We start from the raw sequence: 25,532 nt of genomic DNA on the forward strand, positions 1-25,532 counted from the left end.
CACGCCAATACAATCGTGTGCGTTGATAACGGGTTGAGGCGGTCCGAAATCAGGCGGCTTTTGCGCCGGATTTTTCCCAGGCAAAACGCTGGAACGGTTCATCGACCGGGGTTTCGGCAACATGGTTGATGTAGTTCGACATCACTTTCTGAGCCAGACCCAGAATGATCTCAAGCACCTGCTGCTGACCGTAACCGGCCGCGTAAAAGGCATCGAGCTGATCGCTGGTGACATTGCCGCGACTGCGGGTCATGGCAAGCGTAAAGGTGCGAAGCGCTTCGAGCTTTGCATCGGCAAGCGGGGTTTCATCGCGCAGCGCATTGATGGTGTCGGCATCGACTTTCATCATATGCGCAATCGCGGTGTGGGCCGGAACGCAGTAATGACAGCCATGCTCGACATTGATCGTCATCCAGACAACGGTCAGTTCATTGGCATCGAAGCTTGTCTTCTGAAACAAGCTATGCAGCGCCTGATAACCTTCAAGCACAGCCGGAGCTTCGGCCATGACGCCGTGCAGGCCCGGGATCATGCCGAAGGCATCAAGGGAGTTCTGCAAAAGCGGCTTGGAATCGGCAGGGGCGGAATCTTTGTCGTAAATTTTGAAGTCGGACATGGCGGTATCTCCAGAATTGTTGAGTGATTGCTCAATAACGATGGGCCGACGCTACCTTGACGATTTGACCTTGGCAAGTTATTTTTGAGTGACTGCTCAATAAACAAGGAAATATCGTGGCGAGACCAAGCTCATTTGATCGTGAAGATGCCCTGGCAAATGCGCGTAACCTGTTCTGGCGCAAGGGATTTCATGCGACCTCGCTCAAGGATATCGAAGCCGCCCTGTCGCTTAAGCCCGGCAGCATCTATGCCGCCTTTGGCAGCAAGAAGGAGCTGTTTTCCGAGGCGCTGAACTACTATGCGCGCGGTGTAGAAGGCGAATTTCAGGCCTTTCTGGCGCAATCCGACTCCCCGCTTTCGGGATTGATCGGCTATGTGCGCAGCATCACGCAGGGTGGCCTGAACAAGATGCCGTCAAATGCCTGCATGGTGTTCAAGACAGCCCTTGAACTGGCCAATGACGACTCCGATCTGAAAAACCTGGCCGCACAGAAACTGGCCGGCATGGCCAAATTGTTTGCCGGGGCCTTTGAACAAGCCCGGGAAAAAGGCGAAATCGCCCCGGATGTCGACCCGCATCGCGCAGCGCTTAAACTGCAAACCAGCATTACCGGCCTGCGCGGTATGATCGAAAGCGGCCTCCCGGCGGGTGACGTACAGAACCTGATCGACGATATCATTGCGGATATGGAACGTTTGCGGGTGGCGCATTGAGTCCCCATCTGCATTGATTGGGTGCGACAAACGCTGCCAGACGTGCTATCGCCCCATCTTAACGCCCCATCCTGCGCCTGAACCGCGAACGGAACTGCAAACCAAATGACCGAACCGACCATTACCAAAGCCATGCGCGAACGCGCCTGGGTCCGCGCCGAACGGATTGAGGGTGAAGACCCCAAGGAAGTCCGCAAACACGCGGCCAGCGGCATTACCATGAAAAAGGCCAGCTTCGGCAAGTTCCGCAATTTCGGCTGGACCGTGGTGAACGAAGAAGCCGTGCCGTGCCGTAAGGAATTCCTGCCGCCGCGCGAAACGGATACCGACGCATCGGAATAACCGCCTATCGCAAATGTGATGGGTGATGCCGGCGTGCTGAATTGACACGGCCAGTGATCAAGGGCGCTATGAACCGATGGTTCTTGCGCCTTTTTTTAATGCCCCAACTGGTTTTGCCCGATGACTCCCCGAACTGACTCGATTTCGTTTGGACAACTTGACGATGTCGCGCCCGCAACCCTGATTGCCCATATGTCCGATCCGCGAATGGCTGCGCATATGCCGTTGCTTGAGGGGCCGTGGGGTCGGGATGACGTTGCGAAGTTTATAACGGCCAAGCAGGCCTGCTGGAAGCGCGATGGTCTGGGGCACTGGGCGATCTTTCACGACCTCGAATATGCCGGTTGGGGCGGGTTTCAGAAAGAAGGCGATGATTGGGATTACGGGCTGGTGCTCCGCCCCGAATGGTTCGGGCTTGGTATGGCGATCACTAAAAAGGCGCTCGATTTCGCCCGATCTGATCCCCGCATTGCTTCGGTGACCTTCCTGCTGCCGCCGACCCGAAGCAAGCTTGGGGCCCTAAGGCGCATTGGTGCTGTTGATGAAGGAACGACTTTTCTGCACGGGGCGTGCTTTCGCAAATTCAGGCTAAAAACCAGATAACATGATTGCGTGAAACAGAACTCGGACTTAATCACCCTGATCCTGAGACAGGTTGATTAATGCCGCGAGAAGCTGTTTCGGGTCGGAACCAGCAACCTGGTTTTCCAACTGATGCTGCGTTTCCTGCCAGATCGGAAAGGCGCGCGCCAAAAGCGCCATGCCATCCGAGGTCAATGCAAGAAGACGACTGCGTCTGTCATTGGGATCGGGGGCGATTGTTACCAAATCTCGCCGTTCAAGCGGTTTGAGGTTGGCGGTCAATGTGGTGCGATCCATCGCCAGCAGATCAGCAACATCTTTCATATGCGGTGGGTGCGGCCGGTTTAGCGACATCAAAAGTGAATATTGCCCACTGGTCAGATCAAGCGGGCGAAAGGCATCGTCAAACCGCCTGGCAATGGTGCGTGCTGCGCGCCGGACATGCAGGCAAAGGCAGGAGTCCCGAACCATTATGGTGTCGGCAAATGGGACCGTCTGATCGTTATGGTTGAAATCTTCTTTTGACATGGATAAATTATGTTGATATCAACGTATTTGTCAAACGGGAAAATCATAATTTTCTGATAAATGCGCCGTTTGATCGTCGCCGCCGAACAGGCACATTCTGCCAGGCAAGGAGGATGCCCCATGCAGAAGATCAGCCCCTTTTTGTGGTTTAACCAGACTGCAGAAGAAGCCGTGAATTTTTATGTTTCGGTTTTCGCCGATTCCAAAATCGGCAAAATCATGCGCGCAAGTTCCGCTGGTCCCGGCCCGGAGGGCAGCGTTCTTACCATTCGTTTTGAACTTTTTGGTCGGCAATTTACCGCCTTTAACTTTCCCTCAGATTTCGAGTTTACCGAGGCCGTTTCCTTTGTGGTCGATTGCAAGGACCAGGCAGAGGTCGATTACTACTGGGATTGCCTGTCTGAGGGCGGAGAGCCGCGCGATTGTGGCTGGGTCAGGGATCGGTTTGGTGTGTTTCGGCAAATCACCCCGACCCGCCTGATTGAGCTGATGACCGATCCCGACCCGGAAATTGCCGCACGCGCGGCAAGCGCGATGATGACCATGCAGAAAATTGATATCGCAGCACTGGATCATGCGGTCACAAACGGCTGACCGTCTCGGCCCGGTTTCGCTGCAAAGACCAAATCCCCCCGCACCACCATAGCCAGGATAATTCCGATGTCAGAAAAACAAGCCAAGGACCGCCAGGCGATTGCTAATCTTTTTGATCGTTGGGCGACGGCCAATCGCGACAAGGATATCGATGCGATCATGGAGCTTTATCACTCTGATCTTTGTTCCTATGACGCGGTTGGGCCTCTGCAATTTATCGGTGCCACCGATTATCGCGCCCATTGGGAAAAATGCCTGCCCAAGGACGCCGACATGATCGTCGAGATGCAAAAACCGACGATACGTGTTTCAGGTCATCTGGGTGTTGCGCATTTCCTGATCCGTTGTGGCATGCGCGCACAGGATGGCAGCGAACAGGCAAGCTGGATGCGTTCGAGCTATCAGCTTGAAAAGCGTGATGGTGAATGGCGCATCGCGCATGAACATTTCTCCGTGCCGTTTGATTTGGAAAACTGTCAGGTCCAGTTCGGGCTTGAGCCATAAGTCGCCCCCACCAATCTCCTCTTGCGAAGGAAGCCCCGATGAAAGTGATCAGCTATTTGAATTTTGATGGCAATTGCCGCCCGGCAATGGAGTTTTATCAATCTGTTCTGGGGGGTGAATTGATCGCCGTTCCCTATGGCGATACCCCGATGGCCGGTGACATGCCCGATATGGCCGACAAGATGGCACATGCCTGCTTGGTCGGTGATGGCTGGAACATCATGGCCTCAGACTGCCCACCGGGTAACTTTGAGGCAATGAAGGGCATGAACATCTCGATTCATGCGCCGACCGCTGCCAAGGCCCGCGAGTATTTCGATGGTCTTGCCGTTGGTGGCACTGTGATTATGCCGTTTGAAGAAACCTTCTGGTCGAAGGGGTTTGGTCTGGTGAATGACAAATTCGGTACGCCCTGGATGATCAATACCGATATGGCCCGGGCATAGGTGTCACTGTCTGCCAAGCCACTGTCGCTGAACGATATGTTGCCTTGATACCTATTTCCCGTCAAAGTAATGCAACTTTGGGTTACGGGGGCGGCGAATTGACAGCGCGGGTTACGACAGTTGCCTTTGCCGGGATTGAAACCATACCGGTCGACGTTCAGGTGCAGATGGCAAGTGGTCTGCCGGCCTTTACCGTGGTTGGCCTGCCTGACAAGGCGGTGTCCGAGGCGCGCGAACGGGTGCGATCTGCCCTTTCGGCCATGGGTCTGGCCCTGCCGCCCAAGCGGATCACCATCAATCTGGCCCCGGCTGACTTGCTTAAGGAAGGATCGCATTTCGATCTGCCAATTGCGCTTGGCATTCTGGCCGAGATGGATGTCATCGGCCATGACGATATCGAACGGTTCCTTGTGCTGGGCGAATTGGGGCTTGATGGCAGCATTACCAAGGTTGGCGGGGTTTTGCCCGCCGCCATGGAAGCCGGCATGCAGGAATGCGGGGTAATTTGCCCTGAGGCCAACGGGGCGGAAGCGCTTTGGGCCGGTGATCTTGAGATATTGGCGGCCCCCAGCCTTGTCCGGCTGATCAATCATTTCAAGGGAACGCAAATCCTGCCGCGGCCGATCCGCCGCGATGCGGATGAAATCAATGATTTCCATGGCGACCTGCGCGATATCAAGGGGCAGGAAAGTGCCAAACGCGCGCTTGAGATCGCGGCAGCCGGTGGCCATAACCTTCTGATGTCAGGCCCACCCGGATCGGGAAAATCGATGCTGGCCGCTCGATTGCCGGGTATCCTGCCCGATCTTGATGCCAGACAGGCGCTTGAAACCACGGTCATTCATTCGGTATCAGGCATGTTGCCCGAAGGCGGCCTTATCCGCACCCGCCCGTTCCGGCAGCCGCATCATTCGGCCTCGATGCCGGCCCTTGTCGGGGGCGGTCATCGAGTACGGCCGGGCGAGATTTCTTTGGCGCATAATGGCGTGCTGTTTTTGGATGAATTGCCGGAATTTCAGCGCAATGTCCTTGATGCGCTGCGCCAGCCGCTTGAAACCGGGCAGGTGTCGGTCGCGCGCGCCAATGCGCATGTGACCTACCCCGCACGCGTGCAGCTGGTGGCGGCCATGAACCCTTGCCGCTGCGGATATCTGGGCGATAACGAACTGGCCTGCACCCGCGCGCCACGCTGTGGCGAGGAATATCAGGCAAGGCTTTCCGGCCCGCTTCTGGATCGGTTTGATATCCAGATCGAAGTCCCGGCGGTCAAGCCCGAAGACCTTGATTTACCGGGCAAAGGCGAAACCAGCCAGACGGTGCGCGAAAGGGTATTTCTGGCACGCGAACTGCAAATGTTGCGATATAAAAACGAAAACATCTCAACCAATGCCGAGGCCGACGGTGAAACCCTGCAAAATGCTGCCGGGCTTGATGCGGATAGTCGCGGGTTGCTGCAGGATGCCGCACGCCAGATGAAGCTGTCAGCCCGCGGATATCACCGGATTCTGCGGGTTGCGCGCACAATCGCCGATCTGTCGGGCAGTGGCGCGGTCAAGCGCGGCCACATCGCCGAGGCGCTGAATTACCGCCAGATGGTCTATCGTCGTTAGGTTATTGATCAGGCGGTTTTGAGCACTTCCTGGCGGGACTTGCGTTCAATCTTGTAGACCGATGAGGGCGGGACATTGCGCACCGTGGTGCCGATGCGGGTGGCCTGCAGGTCCAGTCGGGCAAGGATGGCCGAGGGCATCGGGCAGCGTGGGCCATAGGTGAATTGGTAAAACGCGCCGTCGTCGCGCAGATATTCAAAGCTGCCCGATAAAATCCCCATGATCTGACGCGGCTTCATCGACAGAAGCGGCAGGCCGCTAATCGCACTTGCCAGTTCGCCCGGACCAAACAGGCCCTTATGACCAAGCCGGCAGGCATCCATCTGCAAAAAGCGGGCCCTGGGATAGCGTTCTGCCAACAGGCGGGAGAAATCCGGTCCGGCTTCGATCAATGTCAGATCATCCTGCGGCACACCGCGATCAAGTAAAGCGCGCGTAAACACGCCCGTTCCCGGTCCAAGTTCCAGAACCGGGGTGTTGTGCGCGGTGACTTCGGACGTGATCAGCTTTGCCAGCGCCGGGCTTGAGGGCGAAATGGCTGATACTTTTCTGGGATCGGTGACCCAGGCACGAATAAACGGCAACAAATCCGACATCGACTGGCCTGTTTTGGTTGCGAAGAAGGCGGCATTAGTGAGCGCGCCCTTTATGTCGCTACAGGTGCATGTTTGTGTTCATTTTGCGAAATGCCACCCCGCGGGTTGCAAGGTGGCATTTTTAAACACGTGATCAGGCAGCGCGATTGCGGCGCAGGATGTCGATGATTTCGGCCTTGTGCGGGTCGGCATGAAAGGCATCGGCCATGATCATGACACCCTTGGTGCCGTCATTGGCCTCGATCATGAACAGGGTCGCCTCGTCACCCGGATCGGTGCCGTGGTCAGTGCTGTTGGAATGGACAAGGCGCAGCTCGTCCGGGGTATAGAGCTTGCCGGTGCCGTCACTGCGCACACCGTCTTCCTCGGCCATGAAATGATGTTCAAAACCGTGGTCTTTTGCATTTGCCTGAAGATCAGCCAAGGTCATTGCGGGCCTCCTTGATCAAAATTCCTGATATCTAGGGAACGCAATGACCGGCTGCTTGTTCCGGGGGTCGTCGCGCTATCCTTGCTTGCGGCGCAAATGATCGACCAGTTCGGCCTTGTCCGGATCGGTGTGGAAGCTGTCGGGTACGATCAGCATGCCACGCGTGCCGTCCTTGGCCTCGATCATGTAAAGGGTGGCGTCATCGCCCGGATCGGTGCCGGCATCGACCGATCGGCAATCAATGATGGTCAGGTCATCAGCGTGATAGCGGGTTTCACGGCCATCACAGGTGACGTGATTGTCCGATGCGCTGAAAACATGGGAAAAGCCGCGTTCGCGGGCGAGATCCTGCAGTTCGATCAAATTCATGGGGGCCTCCGATCTTGTGCGTTGGGGTTAGAAAGCCATCCTAGCAAAGATCGGGGCCAATGGTATTGCGCAAGCGCAAAACAGTTTTCATGTGCGGGCGAAACCCGCCAAAACCCTTACGAAATCTGCATTTTCATGCCTTCGTGGCTGGCGACAAAACCAAGCCGTTCATAGAAGCGATGGGCATCCTTGCGGGTTTTGTCGGTGGTGAACTGCAAAAGCGCCGCGCCAAGTGATTTCGAAATCGAAATGGATTCAATGATCAGCTTTTCGCCGATCTTCTGACCGCGCGCAGAACTCCCCACCCGCACCCCTTCGATCTGGGCGCGCAGCTGTCCGCGCCGTGACAATCCGGCAATCAGGGTCAGCTGCAGGCAACCGACAATATCGCTGCCCTGAACGGCCAGCAGATATTTGTTGGGCAGCGCATCAGTGGATTGGGATTCCATACCATCAAACGCGGCGTAATAGGCATCGGGCAGCGGATCGGTAAATTCCTCGCGGGTTTTGCCTTTTTCATCATCGGCCAGAAGGGCGACGATGGCGGGCAGGTCATCGCGGGTGGCATAGCGAAACGTGATGTCAGCGGCTGCGGTGGTGTTTGACATTAAAATCCCTTTCCTGATGGCGGGACATCATGGGCAAAGCCTGATGATTGCACAAGTCGCCAAAGGTCTGGGATTGTTCACTTTTGGTGTATGGGGTAGCCGCCAAATGGCAATGATGCCGCCTGCTGGTGTGTCAGGCGACATCATTGCGTGTACTGCAGGAACCGTCAGAAAAAACCGGCACGGGGATGGGGGAATGATGCCGATTCCAAGCCAAGGATTCCCGCAATCATATGGGCCGAGGCAGCTTACGTTTTAAGCCAAGCCACCATTGGCGCGGATGGTCTGACCATCGACCCAACCGGAATCCGTTCCGGCCAGGAAGGACACCACACCTGCGATGTCACCCGGTTCACCAAGCCGTTCAAGCGGCGGCATTTTGGAAAACTGGGCGATCTGCTCATCGGTTTTGCCGCTGAGGAACAGTTCGGTTGCTACCGGCCCGGGGGCGACGGCATTGACCGTGATCTGGCGACCGCGCAGTTCCTTGGCGTAGACGGCTGTCATGGCTTCGACCGCGGCCTTGGTGGCGTTATAGACGGCATAGCCCGGCAGTTTGAGGTGCAGGGCCGTGGTCGAGAAATTGATCACCCGGCCATGATCACGCAGATGCTTGGCCCCTTCGCGCAGCATGTTGAAGGTGCCGCGAACATTGATGTCCATCATCGCGTCATAGGTCGCGTCATCCATGTCGGCAATCGGCGTGGTCATCATGACGCCGGCATTATTCACAATGACATCCACCCCGCCAAATTCGGCGATTGTCTTGTCAAACAGGACTGTGACTGCATCCGGACGGGCGATATCGGCCTTTACCGCAAGCGCCTTGTGACCTTGGGATTTCAGGCTTTCGGCCAGTTCTTCGGCGGCCTTGGTGGAATTGGCATAGTTGATGACAACGGCAAAGCCGTCAGCTGCCAGACGCTTGGCGAGCGCCACGCCAATACCGCGTGATGCGCCGGTGATGATGGCCGTTCTGTTTTCATTGGCAGACATTGCAAGTCTCCTGGGTGGTTAAGGGGGCCTCAAGGGCATGGCCCGACTATGCCCAAGATGACTTTTCGGATAATTAGCCTATATTGGAATTGATTATTCGAAATCAGATAACAATAGGCGTGTGGATGGACCGGTTTGAGGAAATGCGTAATTTCGTGCGTGTGGTGGAGCGCAAAAGCTTTACCAAGGCGGCCAGCGATCTTTTGATCCCGCGTGCGACCATGACCAATTCCATCCAGCGACTGGAAGAGCGGCTGGGCACCCGGTTGCTGGAACGCACGACGCGCACCGTCAACCCGACCCATGACGGAGAGGCCTATTATCAGCGCTGTATCAGGATATTGGCCGATCTCGAGGAAGCCGATGGCAGCTTTACCAATGCCGATCCCAAGGGATTGCTGCGGGTGAACCTGCAAGGCACTTTGGCGCGGACCTTTATCATCCCGGCCCTGTCTGATTTTCGGGATCGCTATCCGGGGATCGAACTGGTGCTGGCCGATGGCGACCGGTTTGTCGATCTGGTGCATGAGGGCTTTGATTGTGTGCTGCGCAGTGGCGATCTGGCGAGTTCATCCATGATCGGACGGAGGCTGGCCCTTTTGCATGAGGCGACTGTGGCAAGCCCCGATTACTTTGCGCGCGTTGGCATGCCGCAAACGATTGATGACCTTAAAACGCAGGGTCATCAGATGGTTTGTTTCCTCTCGGGTGCGGATGATCAGCCGATCCCGCTTGATTTCACGGTGGATGGCAAGGTGTGCGAGGTCATGCTGCCTGCGAGCATTTCGGTCACCGGGGCGGACAGCTATGCCGCTTGTGCACAAGCCGGATTGGGGATCGTGCAGGTGCCGCGTTATCGCGTGGCCGAGGACCTCAGATCGGGCAAACTGATTGAAATCCTGCCAGATTGCCCGCCGGATCCGATGCCGGTCTCGATCCTTTATCCGCAAAACCGGCAGCTTTCGGTGCGTGTACGGGTGTTTGTCGACTGGCTCAGCGCGCTTTTCGCGAAGATTGATTTCGCCGAGTCAGTCCGGGTTTGACTGGTTGGCAAGCAGTTTGATCCGGTTTCGCAATGATACCAGATGCGCCTGCCAGTAATGGGTCATCATCGGCTTGAAGCGGTTGTCATTGAGGCCATTGCGGCCGGGATGGGCCATGGAAAGCTTTTCAAGGCCCAGATGTTCAAGCGTGATGCGGGTGTAGTCGCCCTGAGCGGCAAAGCGGATATCAACCAGTGTCGCCGGTTCCTTGGGGTCGGCCATCGGCCATTGCCATTCGAAGGCCAGGCGCTTGCCCGGTTCCCACTTGGTGACCTTGCCAGCACGGACGATGAAATCGGGGCGGCGTTTATCGACTTCCTGCAAATAGCGCACGCCATCGCATTTGCCAAATTCCATGATGCCCGGACGATTGCCAATCAGGCGGTTGCGCGGCCCCTGCTTCCACCAGTGATCAATCTCGCCGGTGAACTGCTCAAAGGCGGTGGCGGCGTCACATTCAACGCGAAGCGCAACAAAGGTTTTGGCTGACATCGATCATCCTGTTTAACAGCAGCGCCAGTCATCCGGCGGCAACTGTCTTTCTTTTGCAGAAAGCCCGCATGCGGACAAGCAAAACCCGATCCGGCGGGAATTTTGCGCCGGGTCGGGTTTGATAAAGATCGGGATGTTCTGGTTGGAACGGTTTAGTAGCCGATCTCGCGATTGACCAGACCGCGCGGGGTTTCACCGCGTGCCAGACGATCAAGGTTTTCGGCAATCTGATCGACGGATTCTTCAAACCGGGTGGCCGCGGCAATGTGCGGTGTGATGCGGATTTTCGCATGATCCCAGAACGGATGGCTTTCGGGCAGCGGTTCGGTTGCCGCAACATCGAGAAATGCACCGCGCAGATGGCCGGTATCAAGGGCGCGCAGCAAATCGGCCTCGTTGATCATCGCCCCGCGCGCGGCATTAATGATCGCAGCCCCCTTGGGCAGGAAGGAGAGCGTGCTGCTGTTTAGCACATTTTCGGTTTCTGACGTGCGCGGCAGCAGGCAGATCAGGATATCGGACTGACCGAGGAATTCGGCGAGCGTTTCCTTGCCGGCATAGGTCGCAATGCCCTCGATCGCCTTCATCGAGCGGCTCCAGCCCGAGACTGAGAAGCCGAGATTGGACAGCGACACGGCAACGGCAGACCCCAGCGCACCCAGCCCCATGACGCCGACCCGGCATTGCGAAATGCGTGCGACGTCATGCTGGGTCCAGTTAGCCTTGGCCTGCTGGGCGCTATAAACATCAAAGTCGCGCATGAAATGAAGGGCTGCATAAAGGTGATATTGCACCATCTGATCGGCCATGCCGGCATCTTCCAGGCGAATGACCGGCAATTCTTTCGGCAGGCTGGGGGAGGAAACCACATGATCGACCCCGGCACCGAGCGAGAAGATGGCTTTCAGGTTCGGCAGCGTCTTGATCAGGCCCTGCGGCTGTTTCCAGAACAGGGCATAGTCAATCGTTTCAGGATCGTAACTGTCGTCCTCGGTCACGATATTCGCGTCCGGCAGACGATCGACCATCACGCTTTTCCACTTCTCATCATCGCCGGCAGCGGAAATCAGAATGTTGAGCGGGGCGTTGGTGGTCGACATCGGGGTCTCCTGGTCAAAGCTTCGTAAGTTGGGGCGAAAATCTGGGCTGCAAAACGGTTTGCACATATCAAACGCGCCAGAGCGCAAAGCGTTCCGGCGCGGTCAATACAGTCTGTCATGGACTGGCCCGTTTTCACAAGGCCGGTTGGGCGCTTTTAAGCGATATGATCAGTGGGCAAAGATCATGGCCGGATCGCGGAAGGTCTTGAATTCAAGGCCATTTCCTGCCGGGTCTTCGACAAAGAAGGTGCCCTGCTCACCCGGTTCACCCTTGAAGCGGATCTTGGGTTCGAGCAGGAATTTGACATTGGCGGCCTTCAGCTTGTCGGCAAGCTGATGCCATTTTTCCCATTCAAGAACCGCCCCGAAATGCGGGATCGGCACCGCATCCCCATCGACATCTCCCGATCCCTTGTTTTGGCCTGCTTCCGGGCGAACATGGGCGGAGAGCTGATGGCCAAAGAAATCAAAATCAATCCAGGCTTCGGTCGAGCGGCCCTCGTCACAGCCAAGAATATCGATATAGAACGCGCGGGTGTCAGATATCGATTTAATCGGGAAGGCCAGATGGAATGGGGGCAGTGACATGGATGTCTCCTAGATAATCTAATGCTGTGTTGTTAGAGCCAGTCTAAATCAGCATAATACCGGGCGTAAAATCAGAAGTTCTGAATTTATCATCAGGAAAGCTATTGCTATGGCCCTGCGCCCGACCACCCCGCCGCTGAATGCCCTGCGCGCTTTTGAGGCCGCCGCCCGGCTTGGCAGCTTTGCCCGCGCGGCAGAGGAACTTTCGGTGACATCGGGCGCCATCAGCCAGCAGGTCGCCAATCTTGAAGCCAGCCTTGGCATGGTTTTGTTCGAGCGCAATGGCCCAAAACTGAGCCTGCGCGAAGCAGGGCGGGCCTATTTGCCCAGTTTGCGCCGGGCGCTCGACGAGATCGAGGCCGCCACCCTTGATCTGGTCACTCATGGCGCGGGGGAACGGAAGCTGGTCATTGGTGCGCTGCATACATTGGCCAGCAGCTGGCTTATTCCAAAATTAAATCGACTCCAAAACAAACATCCCGATATCCGCCCAGTGATCGAGACCCTGGCGCTTAATTTCGCCACCCCGGAACGCAGTCCTGACCTTGGCGCGCGCCAGATCGATGTCGGGCTTTATTTTGGTGATGGTCGCTGGCCCGGAATGATTGCCGACAAGATTTTTGATGAAATTCAAGTGGTTGTTGGCAAACCCGGATATGTTGCTTCAGGTGATGAGACGGGCGAAAACAGCGCCATCGACCCTTCAGACCTGATCGGACGTTACCCAAGACTGGTCCACACCACCCGGCCCAAGGCATGGCATGACTGGGCGCAGGCCAATGGCGTTGCCATTACCGGGGCCCCCGGACCGGCGTTTGAGCACTTCTTCATGCTGATCGAGGCGGTCAAGGCCGGCATGGGAATCGCCCTGTTACCAAGGGTTTTGATCGAAGGACCGCTGGCGGATGGCAGCCTTGAAATCGTTAGCGATGCCCGCCTGAAATCACGTGGGGCATACTATCTGATCACACCGGAAACCCGTCAGGACGTGCCGGAAGTCCGTGCCTTTCGCGACTGGGTGCTTAGTTTGGCAAGTCAATCCGGTTTGTCAGAATAAGCCGACAAGTGTTTGAAAGTATGGATGGATGTTCCGCGCGTCTGGGCTCTAGGCGCGGTGATAGCTGCTGTGCAGCAGGTGATCTTTCTTCGGGCCGGTGATTTTTATTTTTGTTTCGAAATGATCCGGCCCGTTCCAGATCATGCAATGGTGATAAAAGTCCTCACCACAGGGGTGGATGTCGCGTGCACAGTAACCGGTTTCGCCTATTTCAGCCTCCTCGCCAAATTGCAGCAGCACATAGCGATTGCCGAAACTTAAGGGATCGCGAAACAGAAGCTCGACTGCGGCCGGGTCCTCGTGCAGGACGAAATCATATTCGCGGTAGCCGTCAAACCGCTTGCCATCCGGGCGGGTCAAAAACCCCTCCTCGCGATAGCGCAGCACATTGGGTTGGGCCGGATCGGCGGCATGAAACGTCACATCGCCGGTAAACTGCCCGGCCTCACCCAGATCGCGCATGAGCGTCCAGTTGCCGGTAAGGGCATGGAAAATCTCGGCTGCGGTGGGGATGTTGGATGCCATCGGTGTTCTCAGGTCCGTGTCGGGACAAAAAAGGCAGGGCGCAAAATGCGGTACCCTGCCTTTTTAATGGGATTTTGGTTGCTTAGGCGCCCGGCAGCATCCGCGGCAGTTTCTCACCGCCCAAGATATGCACATGCAGGTGCGGGACGTCCTGGCGGCCGTGTTCGCGGGTGTTGGCGATCAGGCGGTAGCCGTCCTCGACCACGCCGGCTTCCTTGGAGATTTTGCCGATTGCGCGGGTGTAAGCGATGATTTCGGCGTCCGAGGCATTGAGCGCAAAGTCGTCATAGCTGGTATAGGCACCTTTCGGGATGACCAGAACATGGGTCGGGGCCTGCGGCGCGATATCATTGAAGGCCAGCACATGGTCATCTTCATAGACCTTGGTGCACGGGATTTCACCGCGCAGGATTTTGGCGAAGATGTTTTCCGGATCGTAGGGCTGAACGGCCATGATGATGCTCCTGAACGCTATTTCTCAACTTTGATCGTCATATTGGACAGGCTTGCCGTCTGGTGCAATTTCGATTTTGCGAAAGTGCGACCATTTTCCAATTTCCGTCATTCCGGGCGGAGCAAGGCGGAGGCCCGGAATCCATGGTGGCGGTTGTGCCGATATGGATGCCCGCCTGCGCGGGCATCACGGGTGTTGGGGTAATCCTTAGTCGCTTTTGCGCGATGCCTTCTCAGTGATACCTGAAATGCCCTGACGCTCGGCCAGGATCTTCCAGACATCTTCGGGCTTAACCCCCTGATCGGCCCAAAGCACGGTCAGGTGATAAAGCAGGTCGGCACTTTCCGATGCGACCTTTTCCGGGCTTTCGGCCAAAGCGGCAATCACGGTTTCAACGCCCTCTTCGCCGACTTTCTGGGCGATTTTGGGTGTGCCCTTGGCAAACAGCTTGGCGGTATAGCTGGTTTCCGGGTCCGCACCCTTGCGCGCGGCAACGGTTGCGTAAAGCGCATCAAGGATATGTTGGCTTTTATCCGTATCGGGCATGATTTCAGTCCTCGCGCACCGGAATACCGGCCGCTTTCATGTGGTCCTTGACCTCGCGAATGCGATAGGTGCCGAAATGGAAGATCGAGGCGGCCAGAACCGCTGATGCATGGGCATCACGCACCCCTTCGACCATATGATCGAGCGTCCCCACCCCACCCGAGGCAATAACCGGCACATGCACGGCATCGGCAATGGTACGCGTCAGCGGGATGTTAAAGCCCGACTGGGTGCCGTCACGATCCATCGAGGTAACAAGAAGCTCGCCAGCGCCGTATTCGACCATTTGTTTTGCAAACGAAACGGCATCGATCCCGGTGGGCTCACGCCCGCCATGGGTAAAGATTTCGAACTTGTCCGGGCCGGTTGATTTGGCATCGATCGAGACCACAATGCATTGCGATCCGAACTTGCGCGCGGCTTCGCGTACGAAATCGGGGTTTTTCACCGCTGCGGTATTGATCGAAACCTTGTCAGCGCCAGCCAGAAGCAGCTTGCGGATGTCTTCAAGGGTGCGCACCCCGCCACCCACGGTGACCGGCATGAAGCAGGCCTCGGCCGTGCGGGCAACCACATCAAAGATGGTATCGCGGTTGTCACTTGATGCGGTGATATCAAGGAAGCAGAGCTCATCCGCGCCCTCGGCATCATAAATGCGTGCCTGTTCGACCGGGTCGCCGGCATCGATCAGATCAACGAAATTGACCCCTTTGACGACGCGGCCGTCCTTGACGTCAAGACAGGGAATGACACGGGTTTTCAGCATGGTCTGTTTCCTGTTGGGTCGGTTACGAAAGGGCCGCGATGGCCTCTGCCAGATCGATGCGGCCATCATAAAGCGCACGACCGGAAATCGCGCCATCAATGCCCGAACTTGTGTGTTTCTTGACCGCGATCAGATCATCGAGCGACGAAACCCCGCCCGAGACGATCACCGGCGTCGAGATTTCCGAAGCCAGGGCAACGGTTGACTCGATATTCGGGCCGCCCATCGCACCATCGCGGTCGATATCGGTAAAGATGATCGCAGCGACACCGCAATCTTCAAACTTCTTGGCGAGTTCAAGGGCAGTGACTTCAGACGTTTCCGCCCAGCCTTCAACAGCGACATAGCCATCACGGGCATCAATGCCGACCGCAACCCGGCCCGGCCATTTTGCACAGGCTTCCTTGACGAAGTCCGGATTGCGAAGGGCAACCGTGCCAAGGATCACGCGGGTGATGCCTTTATTGAGCCAATAATCAACCGTTTCCATGGTGCGGATGCCGCCACCAAGCTGCGTCTGGGCCTTACCCGATACGGCGGCAAGGATCGAATCCACTGCTGCACCATTGACTGGTTCGCCCGCAAAGGCGCCGTTCAGATCAACGATATGAACCCAATGGCAGCCTGCGGCGACAAATTCGCCGGCCTGTGCGCCCGGGTTATCGTTAAATACGGTTGCCTTGTCCATGTCGCCGCGCAGCAAGCGCACACAGGCGCCGTCTTTCAGGTCAATTGCGGGATAAAGGTTCACTGATCGGTGTCCTGTATTTTCTTGGTGTAGTAATAGCCTTCGACCATTTTGCCATCGACCATCGCGTAATAGGGGTTGATGCCCCAACGGACATATCCAAGCCCGTTATAAAGCGCGATGGCGGCCTGCTGGGTTTCCCGAAGGTCGAGTTTCAAAACGCTATAGCCCGCTTCACGGGCGAAATATTCAATCGAACGCACAATCGCCTTGCCGTTGCCACGCCCGCGCGCCCAAGGGGCGACGAAATGGCCGGAAATCTGGGCGGAATGGCGCTGTGCTTCGAGGTTGGCCGGTGTTTCGATCAACTGCGCGGCACCGGAAATGATGCCATCAACGCGCGACACAAACAGATGGCGACCCGGCATCAGCAAGACGCCGCGCCAGTATTTTTCCATGTCCGGACGGTCCGGCGGGGTGAGCCAGCCAAAGCCGCCGCCCTCGACAATCGCCTGGGTACAGGCATCGACAATGTCGGAAAGCTCGCCCGCGGTCAGTTCGGTAACGCGTTCGGCGCTTACACCCGGTTCGATGGTATCAGATGGTGCGATCATGGCTTCCACCCCAGGAAGTTCCCGATGATGGTAAGCCCGGTCTTCTGGCTTTTTTCCGGGTGGAACTGGGTGCCGATCATGTTGTCACGCCCGATCATGGCCGTCAGATCCCCGCCATAGGAAACCGATGCCAAACGCTGATCGGGGTTGGTGACATGCATGTGATAGCTGTGCACGAAATAGGCGTGATCACCATCCGAAATGCCGTTCAGCACCGGGTGCGCCTTGCCCGCCGGATCAAGCACCAGCTCGTTCCAGCCCATATGCGGGATTTTAAGGGTCGGGTCGCTGGGCTCGATCGCAACGACTTCGCCAGCAATCCAGTCAAGGCCGTCAGTGACTTCAAACTCGCGGCCGACGGTCGACATCAACTGCATGCCAACACAGATGCCAAAGAACGGCTTGCCGCCCTTAATCACCTGTTCGGTCAAAACATCAACCATACCGGCGACAGCATCAAGACCGGCCCGGCAATCGGCATAGGCACCAACGCCCGGAAGCACGATATGGCTGGCGTTGCGGACCTTTTCCGGGTCATCGGTGACAATGATCTCGTCAGAAAAGCCGGTTTCACGCGCAGCACGCTCGAACGCCTTGGCGGCAGAGCGCAAATTGCCGGAACCGTAATCAATAATCGCAACACTCATGGGTAGGATGGGCTCCCGGTTGAGGGGGTGGAGGTAAGGCCAGCTGCGGAGTGTGGGACGCGCAGCCGGGAATTTTTCGAACGCTCAAAGCAGCGATGTTCGGCGTCAGATTCATCATGACCCGCAATGATATCGACCATCTGCCAGCCTTTGGCGGCCAGTTTGCGACGACGCAGGTCATTGGCAATCAGGCCAAAGCCGATCCCGGTCACAAGCGCCAGGGCAAAATCCATTTCCGGCCCGCCATCAAACAGCTCGACCGCAAAGGTGCACAGAAGCGACACCACGACCAGACCGATAAAGCCCAGCCACAGGCGATGATACAACGCCCAAAGGCCTGAGAGCAGAAAGGCCCAGAAGTTGAAGCCTTCGCGGATCAGGATGGCGTTCTCCATCGGATCGGCATCGCCGGGATGGGTATGGACTGTGTAAACCTTCATCGAAAACCGGTTCTTTGGACCGGCGGCAGTTTGGTATCAATTCTGCCACCGGTTATTTTCGATCAGACCGAACTGACCTGCTTACAAGGAGCCGCCAAGCGTGCCCTTGGTCGAGGGAATGGCATCGGACTTGCGCGGATCAATTTCGATTGCCACGCGCAGCGACCGTGCAAGCGCCTTGAAGGCACTTTCGATGATATGGTGGTTGTTCTCACCATACAGGTTTTCGACATGCAGCGTGATACCGGCCGCCTGGGCAAAGCCCTGGAACCATTCACGGAACAGCTCGGTATCCATATCGCCCAGCTTGTCGCGGGTAAACTCGACATTCCAGATCAGATAGGGACGGCTTGAAATATCAAGTGCGACACGCGTCAGCGCCTCGTCCATCGGCAGCAGGCAACTGCCATAACGCGTGATGCCCTTCTTGTCGCCAAGCGCCTTGGCAAAGGCTTCGCCAATCGCGATGCCGCTATCTTCGGTGGTGTGATGGAAATCAATATGCAGGTCGCCCTTGGCCCGGACTTTAAGGTCCATCAGGCTGTGACGCGAAAGCTGTTCGAGCATGTGATCAAGGAACCCGACCCCGGTCTCGACGTCATAAACGCCGGTCCCGTCAAGGTTCAGTTCAACCATGATCTGGGTTTCGTTTGTGTTACGCTCAACGCGGGCCTTGCGCATGCAAAGCTCCTTTCCTGCAGATATTGATGCATATGACGGGTCGTATGTAGCAATAAAGCTGCCCAAAAGCCAGTTTTAGGTGCCTACTTATTGGCCGCAATCATCGGTTTTTCCACCTGCATCGGACAGCTCATCGGGCTGTGCGGTGATCTTTGGGTTATTTCCGGGTCAGATGATTGACTTCATCCCAGTTTTTTTCTGGCGGATGATCGACAAATTCCCGGCATCTTTCGATATAGATTTCAACCAGTTTTGGTGTGGTTGCAGCACCCAGATGGGCCTTGAAGGCATCATGTGCGGCGGCCCATTTCTGATCGTGATAGAGATCCATACAGGCATCCCATGTCGCGATTTCGATTTCCTGTGCGGCGATATCGACAAGGGCATTGGTCGTATCATCCCGGTCCCCGATCAATTCATAGATATCAATCGGCAGGCTGGTGCCCAGCGGCACGACACGATCGACGTATCGAAGCAGGAAGTTATCGGATGCACGGTTTGCGATGGCCTCACTGACCAGGATGCGTGTGCCATAAATCTTGTTAAGCCCCTCGATCCGCGAGGCAAGGTTAACTGCCTCGCCAAGGGCGGTGTATTGCAGGCGATTCTCCGAGCCGACATTGCCAACAACCACATGGTCAGTGTGCAGGCCAAATCGGGTATAAAGCGGAAACAGGCTTGAGTCCTGCGAGATCGAATTAAGCCGCCTTCCGGCCAATCGGCATGCCAGCGCTGCCTTGCAGGCGTGATCGACGTGGTCGGGATCGCTTGTTGGTGCATTCCAGAAGGCCATAATGGCATCGCCGATATATTTATCGATGGTGCCATTGCCGTTGATCGTGATCTGCTGTTCCATCGCGGCGAAATAGTTGGAAAGCTCATGGGCCAGATCGGTTGGCGAATAGTTTTCGGTTTTGGCAGTAAAGCCCTCGATATCGGTAAACATGATCGACAATTCGCGGGATTCACCGCCGATTTCCACCGGGTTACCATTCGAGATGATTGATTTCACCAGATCGGCCGGGACATAGGCGCCAAAGCTTTTGAGGCTGAGCTTCATGTTCGCAACGGCCTTGGACAGGGCATCGACCTCGTAGATGTGCGATTCCATATCGAAATCACCGCCCAGATCAAACTGACCGATCTTTTCGGCTTCTGCGGCGACGGCATTGATTTGCCGGCTCAGCATCCGGGAAATGATAGCAATCAGAATGATGGTAAAGATCAGGATCGCGGTTGCGATTTTAAGCACATTTTGCGTAGTTGCCTTGATGTCGCCGACAAACTCGTTCTCCGGGACGATCAGGCCCAGAACCGGTGCCACGCCGAACGTTTCCGGGATTGCTGCAGCAGAAGCGAGATACTTTTTGCCATCCGTTTCATCGACGAATTCAAAGAAGGTGTCGGGATTGCTGGCCCAGTAGGTAATGGCACGACTGACAATCGGATCTTTGATCTCGCGATTGCCGATCTTAAAGAACGTCTCGTTTGTATTACTGCCATAGGGGCCGTTATAGGCCAGTACCCGGTTTTCCTTGCCGAGCATGAAGACCCGGCCCTCATCACCAATACGAATATCTCCCAGAATTTTCGTCACACTATCGAGTGTCAGGTCGACACCAACAACGCCCATTAGTGAGCCATCCGGGTTCATGACCCGCTTGGCAAAGGTCACACCTGGTTTGTTTGTACTGTTAAACGTATAGAACGGACTTACGAAAACGCCGTCCTTCTGTTTTGCACCTTCGTACCAGGTGCGGCTTCTGGGGTCATAGGTGACTTCGCTATATTCTTTGCCGGTAACGGTGCCCCAGTCCGATTGATAAATGTATGTATCGAGCTTGTCGCCCGACATTGCGTAATCAATCGTGCGATAGATGATCCGGCTTTGATCGGGTATGGGGCTATTGTTCGGGCCGAATGTTTTCAGCTCTTCGGGGATCTGGACAACCTGAAAGAACCGGCCATCGTCTTCGAACCCGAAAAACAAGCCGTAAATCTGTGACAGACCCTTGATCTGGCTCGCCATGACCGACCCGCCTGTGGGTTCGGAGATCGCACCGGGAAAGGAGTTGATCATGTCGGCTGTGGTGGTTACGACCTGTCCGACTGGCAGGATTACGTTGATCAGGCCATCAACGGTTTTTTGCCGGGCATTTTCCATTTCGGCACGGGCGGTTTGCAGGGCGAGATTGCGGTTGCTTTCGTACAGAAACGCGACCGTCACACCCAGCATCACAACCGCAATCGTCGTAAACGCTGCGGTAACGCCAATCTGAAGCCTGATTTTCACCTGATAGTATATCCACTAGGACTGGCGACAGGATGCCACCTAGTCATACAGTTATATCAGAAGATTAGACGGCTCTTGATGAAAAACAACATTACGTTGTTCTGGCGGGCGAAAAAAAAGCGTAATAGTTTCTTAGAGTTATTCTAAACAAAGTCGAATTTATCGACGTCAAACAGGCCGCGATCGGTCATTTTCAGGTGCGGGATCACAGGCAGCGCCAGGAAGGCGACCTGCAGGAACGGTTCAGGCAAGACACAACCGAGATCCTTGGCGGCCTTGCGCAGATCAATCAGGTGTTCTTCGACGGTTTCAAATGGCTCAAGGCTCATGAGCCCCGCGACCGGAAGCGCCAGTTCGGCGGTAACCTTGCCACCGTCAGCCACCGCAAAGCCGCCACCCATTTCAATCAGGCGATTGACGGCTGCGGCCATGTCGGCATCATCTGCCCCGACCACGGTGATATTGTGGCTGTCATGCCCGACGGAGGATGCAATCGCGCCGCGTTTCAGGCCAAAGCCGCGCACGAAGCTGCGCCCGATATTGCCATTGATACCGTGGCGTTCGACGACCGCGACCTTGATCACGTCGTTATCCAGATCGGGTTTGAGGCCATTATCACCAATTTCAAGCGTCGCTTCATCACGGAAGGTAAGGATAAGCCCCGGTTTGACCTTGATCACCGGGGTCTGGTTCTGGCCCGGTTTGGGATCGCAGGCAAAGGCCTCTGCCGAGACCCGGGTGGCCTTCATCGAGCTCAAACCGACCGGGTCGATGGTTTTGCGTTTGGCAAACAGGTCCTTGGTGACAAGTCGGCCACCGGCAATGACATCGGTAACATCGCAGGCATCAAGATCATCGAGAATGGCGATATCAGCCCGCCAGCCCGGACCGATCAGACCACGGTCACGCAGGCCGAAAATGCGGGCTGCCGAGTGGGACGCGGCGCGATAGGCGTGATGGATCGGGCAATTACGCGCCTTCAGATGACCGATCAATCGCGCAACAAGACTATCAAGATGACCTTCTTCGCCGATATCAAGCGGGTTGCGGTCATCGGTGCAGAGTGCCACGAAGCTTGAGCTGTTTTCATCGAGAATTTCGGCGAGCGCTTCAAGGTCCTTTGACACCGATCCTTCGCGGATCAGGATCGCCATGCCCTTGGCGAGTTTTTCGCGGGCTTCCTCGGCCGAGGTGGCTTCGTGATCGGTGCGAATGCCTGCGGCCATATAGCCATTAAGGTCCGATCCTCGCACCAGCGGTGCGTGACCATCAATATGACCATCCTGAAAGGCTTCGAGCTTGGCCATGATGCCCGGATCAAGGTTGAGCACACCGGGATAGTTCATCATTTCCGCCAGCCCGACGACCTTTTCATGCGAGCGGAACGGCAGAAGGTCTTCGATTTCAAGCCGTGCACCGGCGGTCTCGAACGCGGTGGCTGGAACGCAAGACGACAGATTGACCCGCACATCCATCACCGTCTGCTCGGCGCAATCAAGGAAGTATTTAATGCCCTCGGCCCCCAACACATTGGCAATTTCGTGCGGGTCACAGAGCACGGTGGTGACACCATGCGGCAGCACACAGCGATCAAATTCCAGCGGTGTGACGAGCGAGCTTTCGATATGCAGGTGGGTATCGATGAAGCCCGGGACGGCGAATTTGCCGGTGCAATCAATCTCGGTCTCGCCAGCATAGCTTTCATGGGTGCCAACAATCCGGTCGCCGACAATGGCGATATCGGTTTCGGTGACCTTGCCGGTGATGACGTCCAACAACCCGATATTGCGCAGGACCAGATCCGCCTTGATTTTGCCCTGACCGGCAAGGATGCATTTGCCAAGATGGGTTTGGGTAAGGTCGGTGCTGGTCATGGGTTCTGGTCCTGTCGTTCTTGAAATTCTTTTCTGACCCAAGGGTAAAGCATGTGGGGCGGGGATGCCTTGAATTTTTTGGGTATCGCGTCATTGAAACTGTGTTTTGCCCGTGATGAAGGTCGCAGGCCCGGCGGCAGGCGCAGGTGCGGGTGGCTTCTGCCCTTGACCGGGGCGTCTGCCGTGCTAACTCTTGGGCGAAGCAATCGAGAAGATTCAAGGATTATTCATGAGCGAACAACAAAGCTGGCATGGCACGACGATCCTGTCCGTGCGCAAGGGCAATGAAGTCGTGGTGGCCGGTGATGGTCAGGTCTCGCTTGGTCCGACGGTGATCAAGGGCAATGCGCGCAAGGTGCGCCGGATCGGCCAGAAGGGCGAGATCATGGTGGGCTTTGCCGGGGCAACGGCGGATGCCTTTACCCTGCTGGAACGTCTTGAAGCGAAGCTGGATCGTCATCCGGGCCAGACCATGCGTGCCTGTGTCGAACTGGCCAAGGACTGGCGGACGGATCGTTATCTGCGCAAGCTCGAAGCCATGATGGCCGTCGCCGACAAGGATGTGTCACTGGTTCTGACCGGCCAGGGCGATGTTCTTGAACCCGAAGATGGCATCATTGCCATTGGATCGGGCGGTAACTATGCGCTGGCCGCGGCCCGGGCCCTGATTGATCAGGATCTTAGTGCCGAGGAAATTGCGCGCAAGGCGATGGCGATTGCCGGTGAGATTTGCGTATACACCAACGGCAATGTCCTGCTTGAGAAAATCGATATCGAGGAAGCAAAGTAAGGCGCTGGTTGATCCGGGCCTTGCAACTGCCTCCGTCGCAAAAAGATACGGAATAAATTTATGACCCAACATTACAGCCCGCGCGAAATTGTTTCCGAACTTGACCGTCACATCATCGGTCAGAAGGATGCCAAGCGCGCGGTCGCCATTGCGCTGCGCAACCGTTGGCGCCGTCAGCAGCTTGACGAAACCATGCGTAATGAAGTGCTTCCGAAAAACATCCTGATGATCGGTCCGACCGGTGTCGGTAAAACCGAAATTGCGCGCCGCCTTGCCAAGCTGGCCGAGGCGCCGTTCATCAAGATCGAAGCGACCAAGTTTACCGAAGTCGGTTATGTCGGGCGCGATGTTGAACAGATCGTGCGTGATCTGGTGGAAGTTTCCATCGATCTGACCCGCGAAAGCATGCGCAAGAAAGTCCGCGCCAAGGCGGAAATGCAGGCCGAGGAACGCATTCTCGATGGTCTGGTCGGGGAAACCGCATCGCCGGAAACCCGTCAGAAGTTCCGCAAGATGCTGCGCGAGGGCGAGCTTCAGCAAAAAGAGATCGAAATCAACGTTCAGGAAAGCAGCACGGCCTCGATGCCGACCATCGACATTCCGGGCATGCCCGGTGCACAGATGGGCATGATGAACCTGAGCGATATGTTCGGAAAAGCGTTTGGCAACAACACCACGCCGAAACGCATGACGGTCGAAGAAGCCTTTGAACGCCTGATCGATGAAGAAGGCGACAAGCTTCTGGATAATGACAAGGTCACCGCCGAGGCGATCGAAAATGTCGAACAGAACGGTATCGTGTTCCTCGACGAGATCGACAAGATTACCGCGCGTTCCGAACGCGGCGGGGATGTATCGCGCGAAGGTGTTCAGCGCGATCTGCTGCCGCTGATCGAAGGCACCAATGTTTCGACCAAGCACGGCACGGTCAAAACCGACCATATCCTGTTTATCTGCTCGGGCGCGTTCCATCTGGCCAAGCCATCCGATCTTCTGCCGGAATTGCAGGGCCGTTTGCCGATCCGTGTAGAGCTGAAAGCGCTTACCGAGGGTGACTTCCGCCGCATCCTGCTGGAACCGGAAGCATCCTTGATCAAGCAATATATCGCGCTGATGAAGACCGAGGACGTCACACTCGACTTCACCGATGATGCGGTCGACGAGATTGCCCGGATTTCGGCCAATGTGAACGAAACGGTCGAAAATATCGGCGCACGTCGTCTGCATACGGTACTTGAAAAGCTGCTCGATGACATCAGCTTTACCGCCACCGACCGGGGTGGCGAGACGTTCAAGGTCGATGCCAATTATGTCCGCGAACAGGTCGAGGATCTGTCCAAGGATACCGACCTTTCGAAGTTTATTCTGTAATCGAAACGTTCGATCGGATCAAACTTGCAAAAGGCCAGCACGCTGTTGCTGGCCTTTTTAATTTAACCCTCAGCCGCCGAAATTTGGTCTATGCTAAGTTCTTGGGAATGCATCGATTTTGGGGGCGATCATGTCTTATGACGTCGTTTATCTGGCAGACAGACCTGATTGCGTAGACGCCTGTGCAGCTTGGGCATATGGGCGTTGGGGTGTGCAAAAGCCTGACAGCAGTCTTGAAAATGCCAGGGCGTACTTCGCCCAATGCCGTCGAAAAGATGCACTGCCTCTGACCCTGCTGGCAATTAACCGGGAAACCGATTTGCCAATCGGTATGGCAAGCTTATGGCCGCAGGATGGGACAGATTGGCCTGAAAAGACGCCATGGATTGCGGCTGTTTACACGCTGTACCGTTATCGCGGGATTGGTATCGCGAGATGTTTGGTGAACCGTCTGCTTGGTGAGGCAGAGCGTCTCGCGATTAAAACGGTGTATCTCAAAAGCGGTTCGGCTGCTGAGATGTATCGCGGTTTCGGCTTCGAGGAGCTTGATCGCCAGCCTTCATTGACGGCAGAAGCGGGCTATAAAACCCTGTTTTACAAGGACATCTGACTGCTATCCAAAGCAG

General features: G+C 56.1%; 33 protein-coding genes. 12 read left to right on the forward strand and 21 right to left on the reverse strand.

All coding sequences use genetic code 11. The annotated features are described in order from the left end of the window. Positions 1–49: 49 nt before the first annotated feature. Positions 50–616 (reverse strand): carboxymuconolactone decarboxylase family protein, encoded by a 567-nt coding sequence (locus UF64_RS17835; protein WP_044829986.1) that lies wholly within the window; start codon positions 614–616, stop codon positions 50–52. Between the two features lie 116 nt (positions 617–732). On the opposite strand from UF64_RS17835, the gene UF64_RS17840 reads away from it, so the two are divergent. From UF64_RS17840 to UF64_RS17850, 3 genes are all read left to right on the forward strand, one after another. Then, on the forward strand, positions 733–1,332 hold the full coding sequence (locus tag UF64_RS17840; RefSeq protein WP_044829987.1) for a TetR/AcrR family transcriptional regulator: 600 nt from the start codon (positions 733–735) through the stop codon (positions 1,330–1,332). Between the two features lie 105 nt (positions 1,333–1,437). Continuing rightward, complete coding sequence (locus UF64_RS17845; protein WP_044829988.1) at positions 1,438–1,674, forward strand: hypothetical protein; 237 nt, start codon at positions 1,438–1,440, stop codon at positions 1,672–1,674. Positions 1,675–1,794: 120 nt separating this feature from the next. Beyond that, positions 1,795–2,277, forward strand: a complete 483-nt coding sequence (locus UF64_RS17850; protein WP_044829989.1) for a GNAT family N-acetyltransferase — start codon at positions 1,795–1,797, stop codon at positions 2,275–2,277. Positions 2,278–2,304: 27 nt separating this feature from the next. Here the strand turns inward: UF64_RS17850 and UF64_RS17855 are convergent, their stop codons facing one another. Next, positions 2,305–2,784: a MarR family winged helix-turn-helix transcriptional regulator gene (locus UF64_RS17855; protein ID WP_200892700.1), complete on the reverse strand. Its 480-nt coding sequence runs from the start codon at positions 2,782–2,784 to the stop codon at positions 2,305–2,307. A 120-nt stretch (positions 2,785–2,904) separates the two neighbouring features. Between UF64_RS17855 and UF64_RS17860 the strand changes: the two genes are divergently transcribed. From UF64_RS17860 to UF64_RS17875, 4 genes are all read left to right on the forward strand, one after another. Then, the gene (locus UF64_RS17860; RefSeq protein WP_044829990.1) at positions 2,905–3,378 is read left to right on the forward strand and encodes a VOC family protein; all 474 of its coding nucleotides are present in this window, start codon (positions 2,905–2,907) and stop codon (positions 3,376–3,378) included. Positions 3,379–3,444: 66 nt separating this feature from the next. Beyond that, positions 3,445–3,882: an SgcJ/EcaC family oxidoreductase gene (locus UF64_RS17865; protein ID WP_044829991.1), complete on the forward strand. Its 438-nt coding sequence runs from the start codon at positions 3,445–3,447 to the stop codon at positions 3,880–3,882. Between the two features lie 38 nt (positions 3,883–3,920). Next, positions 3,921–4,328: a VOC family protein gene (locus UF64_RS17870; RefSeq protein ID WP_044829992.1), complete on the forward strand. Its 408-nt coding sequence runs from the start codon at positions 3,921–3,923 to the stop codon at positions 4,326–4,328. A gap of 98 nt (positions 4,329–4,426) precedes the next feature. Beyond that, positions 4,427–5,938 (forward strand): YifB family Mg chelatase-like AAA ATPase, encoded by a 1,512-nt coding sequence (locus UF64_RS17875; RefSeq protein WP_044830247.1) that lies wholly within the window; start codon positions 4,427–4,429, stop codon positions 5,936–5,938. A gap of 8 nt (positions 5,939–5,946) precedes the next feature. Here UF64_RS17875 and UF64_RS17880 read toward each other — a convergent pair whose 3' ends face one another. The 5 genes from UF64_RS17880 to UF64_RS17905 form a co-directional block, all read right to left on the reverse strand. Continuing rightward, complete coding sequence (locus UF64_RS17880) at positions 5,947–6,534, reverse strand: class I SAM-dependent methyltransferase (RefSeq protein ID WP_044829993.1); 588 nt, start codon at positions 6,532–6,534, stop codon at positions 5,947–5,949. 133 nt (positions 6,535–6,667) lie between these two features. Next, complete coding sequence (locus tag UF64_RS17885) at positions 6,668–6,964, reverse strand: hypothetical protein (protein ID WP_044829994.1); 297 nt, start codon at positions 6,962–6,964, stop codon at positions 6,668–6,670. Positions 6,965–7,039: 75 nt separating this feature from the next. After that, the gene (locus UF64_RS17890) at positions 7,040–7,333 is read right to left on the reverse strand and encodes a hypothetical protein (protein WP_044829995.1); all 294 of its coding nucleotides are present in this window, start codon (positions 7,331–7,333) and stop codon (positions 7,040–7,042) included. A 116-nt stretch (positions 7,334–7,449) separates the two neighbouring features. Further along, positions 7,450–7,941, reverse strand: a complete 492-nt coding sequence (locus tag UF64_RS17895; RefSeq protein ID WP_082049885.1) for a GNAT family N-acetyltransferase — start codon at positions 7,939–7,941, stop codon at positions 7,450–7,452. Between the two features lie 255 nt (positions 7,942–8,196). After that, positions 8,197–8,937, reverse strand: a complete 741-nt coding sequence (locus UF64_RS17905; protein ID WP_044829997.1) for an SDR family oxidoreductase — start codon at positions 8,935–8,937, stop codon at positions 8,197–8,199. Between the two features lie 125 nt (positions 8,938–9,062). On the opposite strand from UF64_RS17905, the gene UF64_RS17910 reads away from it, so the two are divergent. Further along, entirely contained in the window at positions 9,063–9,980 is a 918-nt protein-coding gene (locus UF64_RS17910) for a LysR family transcriptional regulator (protein ID WP_044829998.1), read from the forward strand. On the opposite strand, the gene UF64_RS19810 is transcribed toward UF64_RS17910, so the two are convergent. The 3 genes from UF64_RS19810 to UF64_RS17925 all read right to left on the reverse strand — a co-directional run bounded on the left by UF64_RS19810 (position 9,966) and on the right by UF64_RS17925 (position 12,160). Beyond that, on the reverse strand, positions 9,966–10,472 hold the full coding sequence (locus UF64_RS19810; protein ID WP_052657699.1) for an SRPBCC domain-containing protein: 507 nt from the start codon (positions 10,470–10,472) through the stop codon (positions 9,966–9,968). The two genes, UF64_RS17910 and UF64_RS19810, sit on opposite strands and share 15 nt — an antisense overlap. A 152-nt stretch (positions 10,473–10,624) precedes the next feature. Then, positions 10,625–11,572 (reverse strand): glyoxylate/hydroxypyruvate reductase A, encoded by a 948-nt coding sequence (locus UF64_RS17920; protein WP_044829999.1) that lies wholly within the window; start codon positions 11,570–11,572, stop codon positions 10,625–10,627. 168 nt (positions 11,573–11,740) lie between these two features. Next, positions 11,741–12,160 (reverse strand): VOC family protein, encoded by a 420-nt coding sequence (locus tag UF64_RS17925; RefSeq protein WP_044830000.1) that lies wholly within the window; start codon positions 12,158–12,160, stop codon positions 11,741–11,743. A gap of 109 nt (positions 12,161–12,269) precedes the next feature. Between UF64_RS17925 and UF64_RS17930 the strand changes: the two genes are divergently transcribed. Further along, a complete protein-coding gene (locus tag UF64_RS17930; protein WP_044830001.1) occupies positions 12,270–13,217 on the forward strand; it encodes a LysR substrate-binding domain-containing protein in 948 nt (315 codons plus the stop codon). Positions 13,218–13,265: 48 nt separating this feature from the next. Here UF64_RS17930 and UF64_RS17935 read toward each other — a convergent pair whose 3' ends face one another. The 11 genes from UF64_RS17935 to ade all read right to left on the reverse strand — a co-directional run bounded on the left by UF64_RS17935 (position 13,266) and on the right by ade (position 22,745). Further along, the gene (locus UF64_RS17935) at positions 13,266–13,742 is read right to left on the reverse strand and encodes a DUF6314 family protein (protein WP_235285145.1); all 477 of its coding nucleotides are present in this window, start codon (positions 13,740–13,742) and stop codon (positions 13,266–13,268) included. Positions 13,743–13,824: 82 nt separating this feature from the next. Continuing rightward, complete coding sequence (locus tag UF64_RS17940; RefSeq protein ID WP_044830002.1) at positions 13,825–14,196, reverse strand: histidine triad nucleotide-binding protein; 372 nt, start codon at positions 14,194–14,196, stop codon at positions 13,825–13,827. 207 nt (positions 14,197–14,403) lie between these two features. Then, a complete protein-coding gene (locus UF64_RS17945; RefSeq protein WP_044830003.1) occupies positions 14,404–14,742 on the reverse strand; it encodes a phosphoribosyl-ATP diphosphatase in 339 nt (112 codons plus the stop codon). Between the two features lie 4 nt (positions 14,743–14,746). Continuing rightward, positions 14,747–15,508, reverse strand: coding sequence for an imidazole glycerol phosphate synthase subunit HisF (gene hisF, locus UF64_RS17950; RefSeq protein ID WP_008888819.1), 762 nt, complete (start codon positions 15,506–15,508; stop codon positions 14,747–14,749). A 22-nt stretch (positions 15,509–15,530) separates the two neighbouring features. Next, positions 15,531–16,259, reverse strand: coding sequence for a 1-(5-phosphoribosyl)-5-[(5-phosphoribosylamino)methylideneamino]imidazole-4-carboxamide isomerase (hisA, locus tag UF64_RS17955; RefSeq protein ID WP_044830004.1), 729 nt, complete (start codon positions 16,257–16,259; stop codon positions 15,531–15,533). Beyond that, positions 16,256–16,810 carry a GNAT family N-acetyltransferase gene (locus UF64_RS17960; protein WP_044830005.1) on the reverse strand — a complete coding sequence of 185 codons (555 nt, stop codon included), beginning with the start codon at positions 16,808–16,810 and terminating at the stop codon, positions 16,256–16,258. Before UF64_RS17960 ends, hisA begins: the two co-directional genes overlap by 4 nt. Continuing rightward, on the reverse strand, positions 16,807–17,457 hold the full coding sequence (gene hisH, locus UF64_RS17965; protein ID WP_044830006.1) for an imidazole glycerol phosphate synthase subunit HisH: 651 nt from the start codon (positions 17,455–17,457) through the stop codon (positions 16,807–16,809). Before hisH ends, UF64_RS17960 begins: the two co-directional genes overlap by 4 nt. Next, positions 17,454–17,897: a DUF2628 domain-containing protein gene (locus UF64_RS17970; protein ID WP_044830007.1), complete on the reverse strand. Its 444-nt coding sequence runs from the start codon at positions 17,895–17,897 to the stop codon at positions 17,454–17,456. Before UF64_RS17970 ends, hisH begins: the two co-directional genes overlap by 4 nt. Positions 17,898–17,978: 81 nt before the next feature. Further along, a complete protein-coding gene (hisB, locus tag UF64_RS17975) occupies positions 17,979–18,578 on the reverse strand; it encodes an imidazoleglycerol-phosphate dehydratase HisB (protein ID WP_008888824.1) in 600 nt (199 codons plus the stop codon). A gap of 157 nt (positions 18,579–18,735) precedes the next feature. Next, entirely contained in the window at positions 18,736–20,871 is a 2,136-nt protein-coding gene (locus UF64_RS17980) for an adenylate/guanylate cyclase domain-containing protein (RefSeq protein WP_044830008.1), read from the reverse strand. Between the two features lie 143 nt (positions 20,872–21,014). Continuing rightward, positions 21,015–22,745: an adenine deaminase gene (ade, locus tag UF64_RS17985; protein ID WP_044830009.1), complete on the reverse strand. Its 1,731-nt coding sequence runs from the start codon at positions 22,743–22,745 to the stop codon at positions 21,015–21,017. A 229-nt stretch (positions 22,746–22,974) separates the two neighbouring features. Here ade and hslV point away from each other — a divergent pair, with 229 nt between their 5' ends. The 3 genes from hslV to UF64_RS20055 all read left to right on the forward strand — a co-directional run bounded on the left by hslV (position 22,975) and on the right by UF64_RS20055 (position 25,516). Continuing rightward, a complete protein-coding gene (hslV, locus tag UF64_RS17990) occupies positions 22,975–23,535 on the forward strand; it encodes an ATP-dependent protease subunit HslV (protein ID WP_044830010.1) in 561 nt (186 codons plus the stop codon). A 60-nt stretch (positions 23,536–23,595) separates the two neighbouring features. Next, positions 23,596–24,906, forward strand: coding sequence for an ATP-dependent protease ATPase subunit HslU (gene hslU / locus UF64_RS17995; RefSeq protein ID WP_044830011.1), 1,311 nt, complete (start codon positions 23,596–23,598; stop codon positions 24,904–24,906). A gap of 211 nt (positions 24,907–25,117) precedes the next feature. Beyond that, positions 25,118–25,516 carry a GNAT family N-acetyltransferase gene (locus UF64_RS20055; protein ID WP_161794637.1) on the forward strand — a complete coding sequence of 133 codons (399 nt, stop codon included), beginning with the start codon at positions 25,118–25,120 and terminating at the stop codon, positions 25,514–25,516. The last annotated feature ends 16 nt before the right edge of the window (positions 25,517–25,532 follow it).

Source organism: Thalassospira sp. HJ (genome assembly GCF_000948415.1).
Taxonomy (GTDB): domain Bacteria; phylum Pseudomonadota; class Alphaproteobacteria; order Rhodospirillales; family Thalassospiraceae; genus Thalassospira.

What these genes read in the sequence shown, in the direction of transcription:
- UF64_RS17925 (WP_044830000.1), bottom strand. Translation starts at nt 12,160, where the DNA reads ATGTCACTGCCCCCATTCCATCTGGCCTTCCCGATTAAATCGATATCT.
- UF64_RS17930 (WP_044830001.1), top strand. Translation starts at nt 12,270, where the DNA reads ATGGCCCTGCGCCCGACCACCCCGCCGCTGAATGCCCTGCGCGCTTTT.
- UF64_RS17845 (WP_044829988.1), top strand. Translation starts at nt 1,438, where the DNA reads ATGACCGAACCGACCATTACCAAAGCCATGCGCGAACGCGCCTGGGTC.
- hslV (WP_044830010.1), top strand. Translation starts at nt 22,975, where the DNA reads ATGAGCGAACAACAAAGCTGGCATGGCACGACGATCCTGTCCGTGCGC.
- UF64_RS19810 (WP_052657699.1), bottom strand. Translation starts at nt 10,472, where the DNA reads ATGTCAGCCAAAACCTTTGTTGCGCTTCGCGTTGAATGTGACGCCGCC.
- UF64_RS17885 (WP_044829994.1), bottom strand. Translation starts at nt 6,964, where the DNA reads ATGACCTTGGCTGATCTTCAGGCAAATGCAAAAGACCACGGTTTTGAA.
- UF64_RS17945 (WP_044830003.1), bottom strand. Translation starts at nt 14,742, where the DNA reads ATGCCCGATACGGATAAAAGCCAACATATCCTTGATGCGCTTTACGCA.
- UF64_RS17920 (WP_044829999.1), bottom strand. Translation starts at nt 11,572, where the DNA reads ATGTCGACCACCAACGCCCCGCTCAACATTCTGATTTCCGCTGCCGGC.
- UF64_RS17870 (WP_044829992.1), top strand. Translation starts at nt 3,921, where the DNA reads ATGAAAGTGATCAGCTATTTGAATTTTGATGGCAATTGCCGCCCGGCA.
- UF64_RS17970 (WP_044830007.1), bottom strand. Translation starts at nt 17,897, where the DNA reads ATGAAGGTTTACACAGTCCATACCCATCCCGGCGATGCCGATCCGATG.
- UF64_RS17860 (WP_044829990.1), top strand. Translation starts at nt 2,905, where the DNA reads ATGCAGAAGATCAGCCCCTTTTTGTGGTTTAACCAGACTGCAGAAGAA.
- UF64_RS17895 (WP_082049885.1), bottom strand. Translation starts at nt 7,941, where the DNA reads ATGTCAAACACCACCGCAGCCGCTGACATCACGTTTCGCTATGCCACC.
- UF64_RS17880 (WP_044829993.1), bottom strand. Translation starts at nt 6,534, where the DNA reads ATGTCGGATTTGTTGCCGTTTATTCGTGCCTGGGTCACCGATCCCAGA.
- UF64_RS17890 (WP_044829995.1), bottom strand. Translation starts at nt 7,333, where the DNA reads ATGAATTTGATCGAACTGCAGGATCTCGCCCGCGAACGCGGCTTTTCC.
- UF64_RS17850 (WP_044829989.1), top strand. Translation starts at nt 1,795, where the DNA reads ATGACTCCCCGAACTGACTCGATTTCGTTTGGACAACTTGACGATGTC.
- UF64_RS17865 (WP_044829991.1), top strand. Translation starts at nt 3,445, where the DNA reads ATGTCAGAAAAACAAGCCAAGGACCGCCAGGCGATTGCTAATCTTTTT.
- ade (WP_044830009.1), bottom strand. Translation starts at nt 22,745, where the DNA reads ATGACCAGCACCGACCTTACCCAAACCCATCTTGGCAAATGCATCCTT.
- UF64_RS17835 (WP_044829986.1), bottom strand. Translation starts at nt 616, where the DNA reads ATGTCCGACTTCAAAATTTACGACAAAGATTCCGCCCCTGCCGATTCC.
- UF64_RS17905 (WP_044829997.1), bottom strand. Translation starts at nt 8,937, where the DNA reads ATGTCTGCCAATGAAAACAGAACGGCCATCATCACCGGCGCATCACGC.
- hisF (WP_008888819.1), bottom strand. Translation starts at nt 15,508, where the DNA reads ATGCTGAAAACCCGTGTCATTCCCTGTCTTGACGTCAAGGACGGCCGC.
- hisB (WP_008888824.1), bottom strand. Translation starts at nt 18,578, where the DNA reads ATGCGCAAGGCCCGCGTTGAGCGTAACACAAACGAAACCCAGATCATG.
- UF64_RS17855 (WP_200892700.1), bottom strand. Translation starts at nt 2,784, where the DNA reads ATGTCAAAAGAAGATTTCAACCATAACGATCAGACGGTCCCATTTGCC.
- UF64_RS17940 (WP_044830002.1), bottom strand. Translation starts at nt 14,196, where the DNA reads ATGGCCGTTCAGCCCTACGATCCGGAAAACATCTTCGCCAAAATCCTG.
- hisH (WP_044830006.1), bottom strand. Translation starts at nt 17,457, where the DNA reads ATGAGTGTTGCGATTATTGATTACGGTTCCGGCAATTTGCGCTCTGCC.
- UF64_RS17935 (WP_235285145.1), bottom strand. Translation starts at nt 13,742, where the DNA reads ATGGCATCCAACATCCCCACCGCAGCCGAGATTTTCCATGCCCTTACC.
- UF64_RS17910 (WP_044829998.1), top strand. Translation starts at nt 9,063, where the DNA reads ATGGACCGGTTTGAGGAAATGCGTAATTTCGTGCGTGTGGTGGAGCGC.
- UF64_RS17960 (WP_044830005.1), bottom strand. Translation starts at nt 16,810, where the DNA reads ATGATCGCACCATCTGATACCATCGAACCGGGTGTAAGCGCCGAACGC.
- hslU (WP_044830011.1), top strand. Translation starts at nt 23,596, where the DNA reads ATGACCCAACATTACAGCCCGCGCGAAATTGTTTCCGAACTTGACCGT.